Source organism: Bradyrhizobium sp. YCK136 (assembly GCF_044570075.1).
Taxonomy (GTDB): Bacteria; Pseudomonadota; Alphaproteobacteria; order Rhizobiales; family Xanthobacteraceae; genus Bradyrhizobium; species Bradyrhizobium diazoefficiens.
In genome coordinates this window covers 2,357,955-2,374,621 of record NZ_CP172424.1, presented here as the reverse complement: position 1 = coordinate 2,374,621, position 16,667 = coordinate 2,357,955, and the positions used below count along the sequence as shown (strand labels likewise).

Annotated in this window: 12 protein-coding genes and 1 pseudogene; 5 read left to right on the top strand and 8 right to left on the bottom strand. The window is 66.8% G+C overall.

The window, feature by feature from the left end; genetic code table 11:
- Positions 1-45: 45 nt before the first annotated feature.
- Positions 46-2,436 (bottom strand): EAL domain-containing protein, encoded by a 2,391-nt coding sequence (locus tag ACFLEY_RS11125; RefSeq protein ID WP_060912667.1) that lies wholly within the window; start codon positions 2,434-2,436, stop codon positions 46-48.
- Between the two features lie 326 nt (positions 2,437-2,762).
- On the opposite strand from ACFLEY_RS11125, the pseudogene ACFLEY_RS11120 reads away from it, so the two are divergent.
- Positions 2,763-3,927, top strand: a pseudogene (locus ACFLEY_RS11120) (ABC transporter substrate-binding protein).
- On the opposite strand, the gene ACFLEY_RS11115 reads toward ACFLEY_RS11120, so the two are convergent.
- The 4 genes from ACFLEY_RS11115 to ACFLEY_RS11100 all read right to left on the bottom strand — a co-directional run bounded on the left by ACFLEY_RS11115 (position 3,924) and on the right by ACFLEY_RS11100 (position 8,604).
- Positions 3,924-4,901, bottom strand: coding sequence for a hydroxyacid dehydrogenase (locus ACFLEY_RS11115; RefSeq protein WP_060908578.1), 978 nt, complete (start codon positions 4,899-4,901; stop codon positions 3,924-3,926). The pseudogene ACFLEY_RS11120 and the gene ACFLEY_RS11115 overlap by 4 nt on opposite strands.
- Positions 4,902-4,913: 12 nt before the next feature.
- Complete coding sequence (locus tag ACFLEY_RS11110) at positions 4,914-6,767, bottom strand: TRAP transporter large permease subunit (RefSeq protein WP_396604967.1); 1,854 nt, start codon at positions 6,765-6,767, stop codon at positions 4,914-4,916.
- 7 nt (positions 6,768-6,774) lie between these two features.
- Complete coding sequence (locus tag ACFLEY_RS11105; RefSeq protein ID WP_028176203.1) at positions 6,775-7,806, bottom strand: TRAP transporter substrate-binding protein; 1,032 nt, start codon at positions 7,804-7,806, stop codon at positions 6,775-6,777.
- A 354-nt stretch (positions 7,807-8,160) separates the two neighbouring features.
- Complete coding sequence (locus tag ACFLEY_RS11100) at positions 8,161-8,604, bottom strand: DoxX family protein (RefSeq protein ID WP_060908579.1); 444 nt, start codon at positions 8,602-8,604, stop codon at positions 8,161-8,163.
- Positions 8,605-8,699: 95 nt separating this feature from the next.
- Here ACFLEY_RS11100 and ACFLEY_RS11095 point away from each other — a divergent pair, with 95 nt between their 5' ends.
- The 3 genes from ACFLEY_RS11095 to ACFLEY_RS11085 all read left to right on the top strand — a co-directional run bounded on the left by ACFLEY_RS11095 (position 8,700) and on the right by ACFLEY_RS11085 (position 13,133).
- Positions 8,700-9,620 carry a LysR family transcriptional regulator gene (locus ACFLEY_RS11095; protein WP_396604635.1) on the top strand — a complete coding sequence of 307 codons (921 nt, stop codon included), beginning with the start codon at positions 8,700-8,702 and terminating at the stop codon, positions 9,618-9,620.
- A gap of 145 nt (positions 9,621-9,765) precedes the next feature.
- Entirely contained in the window at positions 9,766-11,256 is a 1,491-nt protein-coding gene (locus tag ACFLEY_RS11090; RefSeq protein ID WP_060908581.1) for a caspase family protein, read from the top strand.
- Positions 11,257-11,459: 203 nt separating this feature from the next.
- Positions 11,460-13,133, top strand: coding sequence for a SulP family inorganic anion transporter (locus tag ACFLEY_RS11085; protein ID WP_060908582.1), 1,674 nt, complete (start codon positions 11,460-11,462; stop codon positions 13,131-13,133).
- 183 nt (positions 13,134-13,316) lie between these two features.
- Here ACFLEY_RS11085 and ACFLEY_RS11080 read toward each other — a convergent pair whose 3' ends face one another.
- Both ACFLEY_RS11080 and ACFLEY_RS11075 read right to left on the bottom strand, forming a co-directional pair.
- Positions 13,317-13,679 (bottom strand): hypothetical protein, encoded by a 363-nt coding sequence (locus ACFLEY_RS11080; RefSeq protein ID WP_038966457.1) that lies wholly within the window; start codon positions 13,677-13,679, stop codon positions 13,317-13,319.
- Positions 13,680-13,802: 123 nt separating this feature from the next.
- The gene (locus ACFLEY_RS11075; RefSeq protein WP_396604634.1) at positions 13,803-14,864 is read right to left on the bottom strand and encodes a Spy/CpxP family protein refolding chaperone; all 1,062 of its coding nucleotides are present in this window, start codon (positions 14,862-14,864) and stop codon (positions 13,803-13,805) included.
- A 54-nt stretch (positions 14,865-14,918) separates the two neighbouring features.
- On the opposite strand from ACFLEY_RS11075, the gene ACFLEY_RS11070 reads away from it, so the two are divergent.
- Positions 14,919-15,161: a hypothetical protein gene (locus ACFLEY_RS11070; RefSeq protein WP_396604633.1), complete on the top strand. Its 243-nt coding sequence runs from the start codon at positions 14,919-14,921 to the stop codon at positions 15,159-15,161.
- Positions 15,162-15,236: 75 nt separating this feature from the next.
- Here the strand turns inward: ACFLEY_RS11070 and ACFLEY_RS11065 are convergent, their stop codons facing one another.
- The gene (locus tag ACFLEY_RS11065; protein ID WP_060908583.1) at positions 15,237-16,661 is read right to left on the bottom strand and encodes an FAD-binding oxidoreductase; all 1,425 of its coding nucleotides are present in this window, start codon (positions 16,659-16,661) and stop codon (positions 15,237-15,239) included.
- Between the last annotated feature and the right edge of the window lie 6 nt (positions 16,662-16,667).

Below are 16,667 nucleotides of genomic sequence, written 5' to 3'. Positions count from 1 at the left end.
TCGAGAGAACGCGGCTGCTTGCGGCACATCCTTCGAGGCGAACGCTCAGGCGGCGTCGCGCTGCGAAGGCCGGACGGACTCGTCGAATGCGATCTGGCCGACCGGCTGCGGACGCCCGAACAGATAGCCTTGCGCGAAATTGACGCCGAGCGCCTTCAGCCGCTCGAACTCTTCACATGTCTCGACGCCCTCGGCGGTGACCGACATGTCCAGCCCGCGCGCCAGCGTCACGATCGAGGCGATGATGGCGGAGCTGCGCGGCTGATGCGTGAGGTTGCGGATGAACGACTTGTCGATCTTGATCTTGTCAAACGGGAACGTGGTCAGATAGCTGAGCGACGAATAGCCGGTGCCGAAATCGTCGAGCGCGAGCTCGATGCCGAGCTGCTTCAGCCGCTCCATGAAAGCGAGGTTCTCGACGCCGCGTTCCAGCAGCACGGATTCCGTGATCTCGATCTCCAGCCGCTCGGGCGGCAGGCCGGAATCGGCGAGCGCCGCGCAGATCATCTCGAACAGCTCGGCCTCCTTGAACTGGATCGGCGACAGGTTCACCGCGACCGCAAGCCCGGAGGGCCAGCCGGCCGCATCCTCGCAGGCGCGCCGCAGCACGAATTCGCCGAGCGGCACGATCAGCCCGGTCTCCTCGGCCAGCGGAATGAACTGGTCCGGCGGGATCAGGCCGCGACTCGGATGCCGCCAGCGCACCAGCGCCTCGAAGCCGCGCCGCTCACTGCTGTGGGCATCGACGAACGGTTGGTAGTGCACCTCGAGCTGGCAGAGCGCGATGGCGTCGCGCAAGTCACCTTCCAGCGTGTTGCGCGCCTCGAGCTCGGCCGACATCGCCTCGTCGTAGATGGTGAAGCAGTTGCGGCCCGCCGATTTCGAGCGATAGAGCGCAAGGTCGGCTTTCTTGAGCAGCTGTTCCTGGTCGCTGCCGTGGTCCGGTGCGATCGCGATGCCGATGCTGGTGCCGATCTCCACGCGATGTCCGGGCAGGAGGAACGGTTCGGCCACGAGTTTCGCGATCCGCGCCGCCAGCTCGGTGGAGCAGGTGCGTTGATCCTCGCCCCCCTCCTGGATGATGGCGAATTCGTCGCCGCCGAGCCGCGCCAGCACGTCGGTGGCGCGCAGCGCCGATTTCAGCCGCTGCGCCACCTGGCGCAGCAGCGCATCGCCGGCGCCGTGACCGAGGGAGTCGTTGACGTTCTTGAAGCGGTCGAGATCGAGCATCAGGATCGAGAAGGTCGAACCGCCGTCGTTGAGCTGGCCGTTGAGATCGTCGAGCCGGGCGAGGAAGAAGGCGCGGTTCGGCAGGCCGGTCAGGATGTCGGTCTGGGCGAGCTCGAGCACCCGACGGTTCGCCAGCGACAGCCGCCGCGAATTGCGGCTTGCCAGCATCAGATAGGCCGACAGCGACAGCGTGAGCAGCATGCCGACGACGAGGACCGCGGCCGCGCGGTCGTATGACGTCTCCAGCGCGCCGCCGGCCGTCGGCATGGCGCGCACCTGCCAGTCGGTGTCGCCGATCTTGAGACTGCCCGACCAGTGCAGGGCCCGTGCCACGTCCCGCATCGACTGCGGCGCCGCGGCGGCCGACGCATAGTCCGGCAACATTTCTTCCAGGCTGACGATCTGCCCCGTGAAGGGCGGATAGACGTTCACGCTGACCGCGGGGCTTGCGCCGGTGGTCACGCGAATGGACTGGATCAGCATCGGCAGGTCGAAGATGCCGACGACGAAGCCGGCCAGATTGCGGCGCCGGTCCGCGACCGTCTCGCGCGACGTCCCTTTGGCGTAGACGGGAATGGCCACGAGGACGTCGGGCAGCCGGCCGCCCTCCTTGGGTTCGAACAGGTGGGTGCGGATGGCCGCGATCCGATCGTTGTCGCGCGCCCGCTCCAGGGCCGCACGACGTTCCGGGACGGTCGCGTAATCCATGCCGTAGACCTGTGACGTCTTCGGCTGGGTCGAGTAGAACACCGGGAAATATTCGTCGCTCTGCGGCGCCGTCGCAAAGCCGTCGCCCTGAAGCGACTTGATGCGATAGCCGGACACGCCGTCCGTGATCGCGGCAGCCTCGTATTCGGCGCGCTCCTTGCGGTTGACGCGCGGCAGCCAGGCGATGCGCAGCATGCCCGGATGGCGCTCGAACAGGCGGGTGCTGAAGGTCTCGAATTCGCTGCGGGTGATTTCCTCGTTGGTCGATTCGAACAGCGTGCGCAGCGCGACGAGCCTGCTGATATACTCACTCATGCCGTTCTGCATGACGATCGCTTCGGTTTCGGCCGCGTTCTCGAACTCGATCCTGGTGACGCGGTTTTCCCACCGCGCGACGGCCGCCGCGCCCACGATCGAGAACAGCAGGCCGACGGCAACCGCGACCAGCGCAGGGCGATACAGTCCGAGCAGCGGCGCGGCCCGCCACCATCCGGTCATCCGTTTCCGATCCTGATCGTTCTGATCGCGACCGCCCATCTTGATCCGCAAGTCCCCATCGGCGCGGCGCGCTCGAACCTCTGGTTGAGCCGCCGGAACCACTATCGGACAGGGATCGGGGTTAAGAACTGCGAAATTTCGGAACCTGGTCGTCCGGCATTGCGCGGCTTAGTTAACGATTGCCCCAGCGAGTTGCGGCAGAGTGGTAGTAAGTTGCCGGTTTTACCCGGAGTCTTACGGATCGTCGTCGCGGCGCGGGTTAGCGACCTGTTCAGCCCGCAGAACTATCGTTTCCCCAACGCGTCCAGCATCCGACAAGCATCCACATGACACGATCGCGCTCCGCGACATACCTCGCCTTGACCGTCGCATTGCTGACCGCGGCCATGCTGCCTGCGAAAGGCGATGAGGTCGGCGTCAGCGACGATGCGATCCTGTTCGGCCAGGTGGCCGCACTCGAAGGCCCCTCCTCGGCGCTCGGGCAGCGCATGCGGCAAGGCATCGTCGCGGCGTTCACCGAGATCAACGGCAAGGGCGGCGTCCATGGCCGCAAGCTCCAGCTCATCAGCCGCGACGACGGCTATGACCCCGATCGTTCCGTGGCGCAGACGCTGCAGCTGCTCGAGGACGACAAGGTGTTCGCGCTGATCGGCGCGGTCGGCACGCCGACCGCGATGGCGACGATACCGATCACCAGCGCCAGGAAAGTCCCTTTCATCGGTCCGTTCACCGGCGCCGAGTTCCTGCGCGACCTCGAGCTTCCAAACGTCGTCAACATCCGCGCGAGCTACGGCGCGGAGGCCGAGGCATGGATCAAGCACCTCACCGAGGACCGCCGGTTCACCCGCATCGGCATCTTCTATCAGGATGATTCCTTCGGCCGCGATGGACTTGTCGGCGTGAAGCGCGCGCTTGCCAGGCGCGGCCTCGAGCTCGCCGCCGAAGGCACCTTCGAGCGCAACACCCGCGCCGTCGCCGCGGCCTGGCGGATGATCAAGCGCGCCGAACCCGAGGCCATCGTCATGGTCGGGACCTACGGTCCCTGCGCCGAGTTCATCAAGCTCGCACACCGCAGCGGCTCGTATCCGACCTTCGTCAACATCTCCTTCGTCGGCGCCAATGCACTCGCCAGGGAGCTCGGCCCCGAGGGCGAAGGCGTCATCGTCTCGCAGGTCGTGCCGTTTCCCTGGGATCGCTCGCTCAAGCTCGTCGCCGACTACCAGGCGGCGCAGACGGCGTTCGACCCGACGCTGACGCCGGACTTCGTGTCGCTCGAAGGCTATCTCTCCGGCCGCCTCGCAGCCGCGGCGCTGGAAAAGGCCGGACCGCAACCGACGCGCGAATCTCCTGCGCGCCATCAACGACGTCGGCCGCTTCGACATCAGCGGCAGCATCGTCACCGTCGGCATGCGCATGATCGACGCCCCGCCGAAGGTGTTCCTGACGGTGATCCAGAAGGACGGGACGTTCAGGGCAGTGGACCGGTTTTAGGGTCGCCGCGTCCAGCGATCGGCATTGACGGCGCCCGGCGGGGCCTCGCCTTTGACGATCGCTTCCACCTGCCGCACGGTTTCCAGCGACTGGTATTCGATCGCCTGCGGCGTCAGCCCGCCGACATGCGGGGTGGCGATGACGTTGGGCAGCCTGGCCAGCTCCGGCGTCGGCATCTGGTCGGGCGCGCGGCCGACATCCATTGCCGCGCCGGCGATGCGCCTCTCGCGCAACGCGCGTGCCAGCGCCGCCTCGTCGACGAGATTGCCGCGCGAGAGATTGATGAAGACCGCATGCTTCTGCATGCGCGCCAGCGCCGCCTCGCCGATCAAGTTCTCGGTCTCTGCATTGGCGATCGCAAGGCAGACGACATAGTCGGATGCGGCGAGGAGCTCGTCGAGGCCGACCTGCCTGATGGCGCTGTCGCTGACATCAGCGAAGGGGTCGGCGACCAGCACCTCCATGCGCATCACCTTGGCGATCTCGGCGAGATAGCGCCCGATGCTGCCATAGCCGATGATACCGATCCTGCTACCGGCGAGCTGGCGGCCCATCCGCGCCTCGGGTTTACGTCCGGCCTGGTATTCCGCCGTCGTCCGCGACACGCCGCGGGAGAGATCGACCATGAAGCCGAGCGCGAGCTCGGCCACCGCCTGAACGAAGCCGGGGCCGGCGCGGGTCACCAGCACGCCCGCCTTCGAGGCCGCATCGACGTCGACGTTGCGGATGTCGACGGCGCAGCGGACGAAGGCGCGCAAATGCGGCAGCTGCGGAAAGATCTCGCCGCGTCCCTCGGTCATGCGATCGGCGACGACGATATCAACGTCCCTGGCCGCGCGGACGAGGCCGGCCGCATCGAGCGGCTGATCGCCCTCGTGCAGGATCACCTCGGCGGCCGCGCGCAGGCCGTTCAGGCTGCGATCGCCGTAGTAGTTCCGCCGCATCTCCGGCGTGTGGGCGAGCAGGACTTTCACGGCAAGACTCCTTCAGTAGCCGAATGCCCGCGGCAGCGCGGTCGAGAGCCATGGCACGAAGGCAATGACGAGCAGGCAGAGGAACAAGAGGCCAAGATAACCCATGATCGGCTTCACCGTCTGCTCGATCGGCACGTTGCCGATCAGGCAGGCGCCATAGAGTCCGAGCCCGAGCGGCGGAGCGAACAGGCCGATGCCCATCGCGATGACCAGCACCACGCCGAAATGCAGGGGATCGATGCCGAGCTGCACGGCCACCGGCAAGAGCAGCGGCCCGAAGATGATCAGCGCGGCCGCACCTTCCAGCACCGAGCCCATCACGATCAGCACGGCGATCGCGAGCAGGATGAACAGCCAGACGCCGCTGGTCTTCGATAATCCGAGCATGAAGTCGCCGACCGCGTGCGGCACCTGCTGCAAGGTCAGCGTGAAGGCCAGCGACTGCGCGGCGGCGACGATGAACAGCACGAGCCCTGCGCGCGTTGCGGCCTGCACGAAACTGTGCGCGGCCGATTTGAAGCTGAGCTCGCGGAACACCAGGCTGCCGACGACCAGCGCATAGGCCACGGCGAACGCGGAGATTTCGGTGGCCGTGGCAAAGCCGCTCTTGAAGCCGAAGAAGATCATGAAGATCAGGCCGAACGAGGCGATCGCGCCGCTCCACAGGCCCGACACCGGCATCTGCGGCGCAACGTCCTCGGCCTCCGCCGGCCGCTTGCCGAAGATGATGGACACCGCGATCAGGACCAGCGCCATCAGCGCCGCCGGCGGGAGCCCTGCGACGAACAGGCCGCCGATCGACAGGTTCGCCACAAAGCCGAGGATGATCAGGTTGATGCAAGGCGGAATGGTTTCCGCCATCACCGCGGACGCCGCCAGCAGCGCCACCGCGCCGCCCGGATTCTGCTTCGAGCGGCGCGCCGCCGGAATCAGCACCGAGCCGACCGCGGCGACGTCGGCCATCTTAGAGCCTGAGATGCCGGAGAACAGCACCATCGAGGCCACCATCACGACGTTCAGCCCACCGCGCATGCGGCCGACCCCGCGCTGCAACAGCTCGATCAGGCGCACCGACATGCCGTTGGCTTCCATGAGGTAGCCGACGAGGATGAAGAAGGGGATCGCGAGCAGCACGAAATTGTCGATGCCGCGCGCCATCTGCTGGGCGAAGATCACACCCGGCAGCGCGCCCTCGACCCAGATGAAGATCAGCGCGGCCAGCGCCAGCGCAAAGCCGATCGGCAGGCCGCCGAACAGCGTTGCGAAGAAGCCGATCAACATCAACGTGCCCGCCGACGGCACCGAGGACGGCGACAGATAATCCCAGGCGAGATAGAGGCCGGCGACGACGGCGACGGCAACGAGACCCCTGACGATATCCGGCAGCGGCCTTGCGCAGAGCTGATCGATCGCGAACACCGTCATGAACAGCGCGCCGATGCCCATCGGATAGAAGGTAAGCTCCAGCGGCAGGCCGGAGCCGGTGGTCTGGCCTGCCGTCAGCGAGCCCAGCTTGATGGCGTTGTAGGCGACATAGAAGGAGATCAGCACGACGAGCACGGCGCTCGCGGCGTCGACCAGCGTACGCAGGCGCAGGGGCAGCAGATCGCGGAAGAAGGACACGCCGACGTTCTCGCCGCGCGCAAGCGCGCTCGCCGCGCCGAAGAAGGCCGAGCCGACCATCAATCCGCGCGCGACATCGTCGGACCATTCGACCGGCGCATTGAAGCAGAAGCGCAGCAGCACGGACGCGCAGACGACCACGAGATCGGCGGCCAGGAGGATGGCCGCGATCGCGTCGCTGAGGCGAAGCAGCAGCGTAATGCTCCCGTGGCGGCCGCCCGAGACGGGCACGGCGGCTGTCATCGTCATCTCAGGCTTGCGTCGCGCGAATGATGTCGATGACGGCCTTGGATTCCGGCCGCGCCTTGATGAAGTTCTCGTGCTGCGGCGCGACGCGCTTCTTGAACGCCTCGCGGTCGCATTCGGCCACCGTCACGCCCTTCTCGGTCAGGGCCGCCAGCGCCTCCTTCTCGACCGCAAGCCCATGGGCACGGGTGTCGATTGCGGCCTTCTTCGCGGCATCGAGAAAGCCGTCGCGCAGCTTCGGATCCATGCGGTTGTAGGTCATGTCGCTGAAATAGATCGCGAGCGGCGAGAAATTGTGCTGCGTCAGCGCGTAGAACTTTGCGGTCTCGAAGAACTTGCTGGCGAGGATCGTCGGCGGATCGTGCTCCAGCCCATCCAGCACGCCGGCCTGGAGCGCGGTGTAGATTTCGCCGAACGCCAGCGGCGTCGCGGCGGCGCCCATCAGGCGCAGGCATTCGGTGATGACGGGATTTGGCAGGGTGCGGATCTTGAGGCCGGCGAGATCCTCCGGCGTCTTCACCGGCTTCTTCGCCAGTACGCTGCGCGAGCCGAAATTATAGGCCCAGGCGATGATGCGGATGTTGCTGCCCTTGAGCAGCGCGTCCTCGATCGGCTTGGCGGCGCCGGCGTCGAACGCCTTGGTCTGTTGCGGGAAGCTCGAGAACAGAAAGCCGAGGTCGAAGGTACCGACCAGCGGCGTCAGATTGGCCGAGATCGACGAGCCCGACACCATGAGGTCGATGACGCCGAGCTTCACCGAATTGATGACGTCGATCTCCTGGCCGAGCTGGTTGTCAGGGAAGAACGCGACCTCGACCTGCTCGCCGAGCCCGTTGCCCTTCAGGTTCTTGACGAGGTTGTCATAGTAGACGCGGCCGTTGGCATATTTGGGATCGTTCGGCAGCGAGGAGGAGCATTTCAGCTTCAGCGTCGCGGCTTCGGCGCGGCCGATGATGGCGGGAGAGAGCACGAGGCCGGCGGTGACCGCCGCCGATGACTTGATGAACGCGCGACGGTTCACGGGCACGATGGTCATGGTGCGGTCTCTCCCGGTATTTTTTGTTCGCGTCCGCGATCGTTGCGTGCGGCCTTTGCTTGGTACTGTATGGCCAAAGCGACGGCACAGGCAAGGGACGCGGCCGGGGCTGCCGTAATGACACGAGCGGCAGGCGCGTCGGCAGAAACCGCGGCGGAACGCCTGTATTTGTAGGCGTTTTCGATCATGCCGCACGGCAGCGACAAGACCTGCCATGCAAGATTGACGCGGATCGATCCAATTCAGGTATGGATCAATGCCGAACGCAGATTGATTGGCCGCATGTGAAGCGGACAAAACGAAAGCCGCGGGATCTTGATCCCGCGGCTTCGCGTTTGAGCAGATGCCGTGACCTCAGCGCGAATGCGCGCCGCTGAGCTCGCCGGGTGCCGCCGCGACATCGCGGGACGGACGCAGCGCGTAGGCGCCGTCGCCGAGCAGGGCCTGCGCCGCGAGCGCGATCGCCCAGAAGGCGGGATATTCCCAGCCGCCCTTCGGATTGGTGAAGAAGAAGCCGGCGGCGCCGTGCACGGTGAAGATCGCGCCGAGCAGGATCGGGATGCCGGCCAGTGCCGCATAGCGGGTCCAGACACCGAGGATCAGCGCGACGCCGCTGAGAACTTCCACCGTCATGATGAGGTAGGCGAGTTCGGGCGGGAAGCCGAGGCTGCCGAAGAACTTTGCGGTCCCGGCCGGGGTGAAGACGAACAGCTTCAGGCCGGCGTGGGCGAGGAACAGCGCGCCCAGCGTCACGCGCAGCACGAGCGCGGCATAGGGAGCGGTACGGGAATCGATCATGGCGGTCTCCTTGTTGGAGACAGCTATGATCTATTCTCAATTGAATGATAATCCGCTATATTGGAATTATACCTCACACCATTAGAGTGAGATCAATGCTCGACCGGCTGACCAGCCTGGAAGTCTTCGCCAAGGTGGCGGCGATCGGCAGCCTGTCGGGCGCGGCCCGGGCCATCGGCTTGTCGCAGACCATGGTGACCAAGCATGTTGCCGCGCTCGAGGCCCGGCTCGGCACAAAACTGTTCCACCGGACCACGAGGCGGCTGTCCATCACCGAGGCCGGACGAAGCTATCTGGAATCCTCCGAGCGCATCCTCGCCGACATGGAGGCCGCCGACGCCGCGGTCGCGCGCGAGCGCGTCGAGCCGCGCGGGCTGCTGCGGGTCAACGTGCCCGTCGTGTTCGGCACGCGGCAGATCGCGCCGGCGATCGCCGAGTTTTCGGAACGCCATCCCGAGGTCACCGTCGAGCTCGGCCTCAACGACCGCCTCGTCGATCTCGCCGAGGAAGGCTGGGACCTTGCGATCCGCATCGGCAAGCTGCGCGACTCCAGCATGGTGGCGCGAAAGCTCGCGCCGAACCGCCTCGTGGTCTGCGCCGCGCCGTCCTATCTGGCGAAACACGGCACGCCGCGCCGCGTCGCCGACCTCGCCGCGCATAACTGCCTCGGCTACACGCTTTCGCAGCAGGCGAGCGCGGCGGAATGGCTGTTCGGCGTCGACGGCGAGATCCGTGTCCAGGTCAGCGGTACCTTGCGCGCCAACAATGGCGATGCGCTGCGCGCGGCCACATTGGCGGGCCTCGGCCTCGCCCGACAGCCGACCTTCATCATCGCCGACGACCTTCGCGCCGGCACGCTTCTGGCGCTTCCGCTCGACCAGCCGGAGATCCAGACCTCGGCCGTGCACGCGGTCTACCTGCCCGACCGCCGTCCGCCGGCCAAGGTGCGCGCCTTCATCGACTTTCTCGCCGCGCGTTTTGCGCCTGACCCGCCCTGGGACCGCGGCCTGTTCTGACGACGCACGGCCTGACGCGCCAGCTCCGACAGCTCCGCTGCCCATTTTGCCGCAGCGCGCAGCGTGATCCAGTGCACAGACAGGGTCATGGCGGACGACTAGAAAAGGTGACATCGTCGCGCCCATTGCCGATGGAGGTGACACCATGCGCCGTCCAGTGCTTCGTAATTTGTTCCTTGCCAGCAGCCTGCTTGCGCTCACGCAACTGATGACGCCGACGGAGGCCGCGGCCGAAGCGCGGCTCGCCCTCGTGATCGGCCAATCCGCCTATCGCACGGTACCGGAGCTGCCCAACGCCGCCAACGACGCCAAGGGCATGACCGAGCTGCTCGGCAATGCCGGCTTCACCGTCACCACAGCGGCCAACCTCGCGCAGAACGAGATGCGCACGGCGATCTCGGATTTCGCCGGCAAGGTCAGCGCCAGCGGCGCCGACACCGTCGCGCTGGTGTTCTACGCCGGCCACGGGCTTCAGATCGACGGCGAGAACTATCTGGTGCCGGTCGATCTCGATCCCAAGCGCGAAGCCGACATTCCGCTCCAGGGCGTGCGGCTGAACGACCTGCTCAACACGCTCGGCGCGCTGCCGACGCGGGCGCGCATCTTCATGCTCGACGCCTGCCGCAACAACCCGTTCCCGGCGCTGAGCGGCGCGGGCCACGGGCTTGCGATCGTCGACACCAAGGCGGGCGCACCCGGCTCGTTCATTTCCTATTCGACCTCGCCCGGCGCGGAAGCCGAGGACGGCTCCGGCATCGACAGCCCCTACACCACCGCGGCGCTCTCGGTCGCAAAGCAACCGAACCTGCCGATCGAGGAAGTGTTCAAACGCATCCGCATCGCCGTGGCGCAATCGACCGACGGGCGGCAGATCCCGTGGGAAAGCTCCTCGCTGACGACCGACTTCAAGTTCTTCGGCGGCGAGAGCAGCAGCCAGCAGCCTGCCATTCCGGGCGCTTCCGCGATGGCGCTCGCCGGCGGCACGCGCAGCGTCGCGGACTGGCGCAAGGATCTGCAGGGCAAGGAGCCGAAGGTCGCCTATGAGCTCGTGATCGCCGACGACACCGCCGAGGCGTACCAGGCCTATATCGAGCTGTACACGCAGGACGCCCGCACGCCGCGCCTGCGCACGGTGCTGGAGCGCCGGCGCCAGATGCTGGCCTGGGAGCGCGCGGTGGCGATCAACACCCGCGCCTCGTTCGAGGCCTACCTCGCGAACTGGGACAACAGCGACCTCGCCGCAACCGCGCGCAGGCTGCTGCTCCGGGTGCAGAACCGCAACTACGTCCTGCCCGCGACGGTCGCAGCCACGCCCGCTCCGGTCGCCGTTGCAATGGCGCCGACCTGCCCGTGCACGGCGCCATCGACACCGGCAACGCCGGTCAACCCGGCAGTGGCGCCCATTATCAAGAAGCGCGTCGACGACACCCCGCCGAAGCGCAAGGTGGTCGAGACGCCGCCGAAGCCACGCCGGCCGCCGCCTGACGAAGTGGTCTACGAGCGCGCGCCGCCGCCGGATCGTGGCCCGCCGCCCGGCGCCGTGATGCAAGGTATCGGCATCGGAATTGGCATCGGCATGGGCATGGGTGGCGGCGGCCGCGGCGGCGATTATCACAACGACCGCGGCCGGTACTGAAGGGGACTCGCGCGATACGGAGGACAGATATGTCCTCCGTCATTGCGAGCGAAGCGAAGCAATCCAGACCGCCGCCGCGGTGGGATTCCGGATTGCTTCGCTTCGCTCGCAATGACAACGGATGTAGAGAAATTGCGTCTGCCGCCTTCCAATCCGGAAATGCTGTAGTCTAATCGATCGACACAGGCTTTCCGGGGACCTCGATGCCGCACGATTCTCACGCCAAGCACGCATGGCCGCTCTTCCGCTCGCTCGCCTCTTACTCTCTGCCCGGCGACCTCATGGCGGGGCTGACCTTGGCGGCGATCGCGATCCCCGAGCAGATGGCCACCGCGCGGCTCGGCGGCTTCGCGCCGCAGATCGGCTTCTTCGCCTTCATGGCGGGCTCGCTCGGCTTTGCGCTGCTCGGCGGCAACCGCTTCCTGTCCTGCGGCGCGGACTCCACGATCACGCCGATCTTCGCCGGCGGGCTCGCGGCGCTCGCCGCAGTCGGCTCGCCGCAATATCAGGGGTATGCGGTCGCGCTGGCGCTGATGGTCGGCGTGATGATGCTCGCCGGCGGCGCCTTCCGACTTGGCGGCATCGCCAACCTCCTGTCCGTGCCGGTCATGGTCGGCTTCCTCGCCGGCATCTCCGTCCATATCATCGTGTCGCAATTGCCCGGCGTGCTGGGACTGAAGTCACCGAGCGGGCCGACGCTCGATCGCATCGGCGTGCTCGCCGGCGAGCTCAGTCGCAGCAATCCCTTCACGCTGTGCATCGGCCTCGGTGTGCTCGCAACGGTCTTCGTCTCGGAGAAGATCAGCGCAAAGATTCCGGGGGCGCTGATCGGGCTCGTCGCCGCGACGCTGGCCACGATCGGTCTCGGCCTCGAAGGCGAGGGCGTCAGCGTCGTCGGCAGCGTGCCGGGGACGCTGCCGCGGCTCACCCTGCCCGAACTTGCGCCGGAGCATTGGGTGCATCTGGTATCGCTCGCCTTCGTGATCACGGTCGTGGTGATGGTGCAGACCGCCGCGACCACGCGCTCGTTCCCGTCCGATCCCGACAAGCCCGCCGATGTCGACCGCGATTTCCTCGGCGCCGGCGCCGGCAGCGTGCTGTCCGGCCTGTTCGGCGCCTTTCCCGTCAATGCCAGCCCGCCGCGGACGGGCATCGTCGCCGAGACCGGCGGGCAATCGCAGCTCGCCGGACTAGCGGCCGCGGCAATCGTGCTGGCGCTGCTCGCGTTCGGCACGGGACTGTTGCAGCACGTTCCTGACGCCGCGCTCGGCGGCATCCTGCTGTTCGTCGCGCTACGCATCATCCGCGTGAAGCAGATCGTCACGATCTACCGCCAGTCCTTCAGTGAGTTCCTGCTGATCGCCGCCACCGCCGCGCTGATCATCGTGCTGCCGATCCAGCAGGGCGCGTTCCTCGGCATCATGCTGTCGCTGCTGCACGGCATCTGGAGCACCACGCGCGCCAGGCTGGTCGAGTTCGAGCGCGTGCCGGGCACCACGATCTGGTGGCCCGCGCATCCGCACATCGCCGGCGAGCGCATCGAAGGCGTTGCCGTGATCGGGCTGCAGGCGCCGCTGTCCTTCCTCAACGCCCCGGGTTTCCGCAGCGACGTGACCAAGGTGCTCGGCGCGGCGACGCCGCAACTGCTGGTGCTGGAAGCGAGCGGCATGGTCGAGATCGACTTCACCGCCGCGCAGATTTTGCTCGACGTGTTCAAGGCGTGCAGCGAACAGGGCGTCACGGTCGCGCTGGCGCGGCTGGAATCGGTCCGCGCCCAGAACGCGTTCGAACGCTTCAGATTGTTCGACGCCCTGCCCCGCGAGCACGTCTTCCACAGCGTGGATGAGGCGGTGCGCAAGCTGGCGAAAGTGCAATAGGCGAGATCGAGCAGCGGGCTCGATGCACCTCTCCCGCTTGCGGGAGAGGTCGCCACGCTCGCAAGAGCGTGGCGGGTGAGGGCTCTATCCTCTTGGGGAGTCCCACCGTGGAAACACCCTCTCCCCAACCCTCCACCGCAAGCGGGGGAGGGAGCGCACCTTCAATGCGTCAACAGTCAGCCATCACTGCAGCAGCGTGGGGTGATCCCGCTGGATCGTTTCGCGGATCCAGCTGGCATGGATCGCACGGAACAGGATCTGCGCCGTCTTGAGATCGTTCGCCATCATGCAGAGATCGACGATGCGATGGACCGCATCATCGCGCATCAATCCGTCCGAGATCTTCATCGCGATTTCCATCGCGACCTTGGCCGCGCGCTCGTAACGCCCGCTCTCGCGCTTGTCGTTGCGCGCGGAACCCGCCGCACTCGTGGCCGCGGCCTCACAGATGGCGCGGATACGCGCGGCGGCCTCGATGTCGCCGAGCGGCCCTTCGATCGTCTCGTCCCAGATGTCCGCCGCGTTCTGCCTCGCGAACCACTTCATCGCCCCACCACCCACGGTCTTCCAGCCGCTGTATTACCGCTCCTCAGGCTCGCTTGAGCATAGAGAGGCCTATCGAGATCGGCGAGGCAATTTTTCCACCACGCTCCCTGGCTCGATCCGCATTCACGACGTCCGACGTGGCCCGATGGCCTCGAACTGCGCCTTCTGTTCGTCATTCAGCGTGCCGTAGAAATCCTCCAGCGCTGCGCGAACCGACTTGACGCCGTCGAGCATCAGGTCGAGCCGCTTGCGTACCGCAGCCATTCGCGCCGGCGGCGTCATCACCTCGTTGGGCTGGCAGGCCGCCTTGAGCGATGCACTGACCTTGGCGCTGGTATCCTGGAGCACCTGTAGCGCCGCGCGCTGCGTGTCGTTGGGGTGCAGCCTCGCCTCGATGTCGGCGCCGGGCCAATCGAGCGCAGCCGCCGCACCGCAATTCTGGACCAGCGATCCCTCGGTGTTGCTGGAAGCCGTCGCACGACGCTGGTCCTCGGCCAACGCATTGAAGCGCGCCTTCTGCTCGTCCGTGAGCGAGCCGTAGAATTTATCCAGGGCGGGCTGAACGAGATCGACCGCCTTCGTCATCGCCTCGATGCGCTGCTGCATCGCCGCCAGCCGACCGGGCGCCGTCGCCGCGACCTGCGCCGGGCAGGACGCGCGGATCATGCCCGCCGCCAGGATCGAGGCGTTGCCGAGTTCGTCGAGGCTTGCGCCTTGCGCCTCGCTCGGCTGCACCGCGGCGGCGATCTGGTCGATCGGCAGACCGACGATCTCGCGGCGGTCGCTGCCGCAAAGCTGATCCAGCGCAACGCCGCGCGCTTGCCGCCGTCCCGGCGGCCGCTGCGGCAGATAGGCCGAAAGACCGTCATAGCCATAGGGCCCGAAGATGCCGGCATAGATGTCCGGGTAGCCGTAGCCCCAGAAGCCGAGACCGTCGCCCCAGATCGTGTAGTCGTAGAGATCGTTATAGGCGAACGGCCAGAACAGCGGTCCGACCCAGCCATAACCGCCGCCCGGATGTTGCCACCATCCGCTGCTGGCGCCATGCCAGCCGGCGAGCGCGGCCGCCGCTGCGATCTGGGCTCGCGCCGCCGGATTACCGATCAGACGGCCGTTGCGGAAGGCGCTGGAATGCGCGTTGAGGGCGTTGCGGAAATTCGCCGGGCGCACGGCCGCATTGCGCATCTGACCGAAGTTCGGACCACCATGCCGAGCTCCCGTTGCGAAGCGCGGTCCGCCATGATGTCCGCCGCCATGCGCATGCCCGAAGCCATGACCGCCAAAATGGCCGCCGCCACCATGGTGGCCACCGCCATGCCCGCCGCCATGACCGCCTCCGTGCCCACCGCCATGACCGCCACCGCCATGGCCGCCACCGCCCTTGCCCAGAGCCGTGCCCGCCAGCATGCAGGCAAGCGCCATCACGGCAATTCCAATGACCGGTCGCAACATCGCATCCTCCCCGCAGAGCCGCGCCATTGAGGCATCGGAAGTTGACGGGAATTGGAACCAGCCTGGCGGCCGAAAGTTCCGCGACCGCGACGCAGCAGGCGCGCGCTACGCCTCCGGCACGATCTTGCCGGGATTGAAGATATTCAGCGGGTCGAGCGCCTGTTTCAGCGCCCGCATCGCGTCGAGCGCCTCGGGGCCAAGCTCGGCCTTGAGATATTTCTGCTTGCCCTGGCCGATGCCGTGCTCGCCGGTGCAGGTGCCGTCCATCGCCTGCGCGCGCTCGACGAGGCGATGCATGAACTCCTCGCCGCGCGCCATCTCGTCGGCATCGTTGGTGTCGCAGACCAGCGAGCAGTGGAAATTGCCGTCGCCGACATGCCCGACGATCGGCGACAGCAAATTGAGCCGCTTGAGATCTTCCTCGGTTTCGCCGACGCATTCGGCGAGCCGCGAGATCGGCACGCAGACGTCGGTTGCGACCACGCCGATGCTGTCGCCGGGCCGCAGCGCCTTGACGGACCAATAGGCATCGTGCCGGGCCTGCCACAGCTTGGTGCGATCCTCCGGCTTGGTGGTCCAGGAGAAGTCGCCGCCGCCGCATTCCTTTGCGATCTCGCCGAAGGCCTTGGACTGCTCGGCGACCTCGATCTCGCTGCCGTGGAATTCCATCAGCAGCAGCGGCGTCTCCGGCAGCGTCAGCTTGGAATAGGCGTTGCAGGCCTTCACCTGCGCGGCGTTGAGCAGCTCGATGCGCGCAACGGGAATGCCGGTCTGGATCGCCAGGATCACGGCCTGACACGCCCCATGCACCGTCTCGAACGACACCGCGCCGGCCGCGATGGTCTCGGGGATGCCGCGCAGGCGGATGGTCAGTTCCGAGATGATGCCGAGCGTGCCCTCGGCGCCGACGAGCAAATGCGTCAGGTCGTAGCCGGCGGATGATTTCTTGGCGCGTGTGCCTGTCGTGATGATCTCGCCGTCGCCGCGCACCACCTTCAGCGCCAGCACGCTGTCGCGCATGGTGCCGTAGCGCACCGCATTGGTGCCGGAGGCGCGCGTCGAGGCCATGCCGCCGAGCGAAGCGTCCGCGCCGGGATCGATCGGGAAGAACAGGCCCTGGTCGCGCAGATGCTCGTTGAGCGCCTTGCGGGTGACGCCGGGCTGGATCACACAGTCGAGATCCTCGGCGTGCACCGCGAGCACCTTGTTCATGTCGCGCAGGTCGATCGAGATGCCGCCGGCGGGCGCATTGACCTGGCCCTCCAGCGAGGTGCCGGTGCCGAAGGCGATCACGGGCACGCGGTTCCTGGCGCAGATGCGCACCACGTCCTGGATGTCGGCGGTCTCCTGCGCCATCACCACGCCGTCGGGCGGCTGGTTGGGAATCCATGTGGTGGTATGGCCGTGCTGCTCGCGGACGGCCTGCGAGGTGATGAGGCGGTTGCCGAAGCGTGCGGCAAGCTGCTCCAGTGCGCTCGCGAGGGCTTTCGGCTCCGGCCGCGGCGGATTATTGGTGATGGTCGTACCCACGGAAAT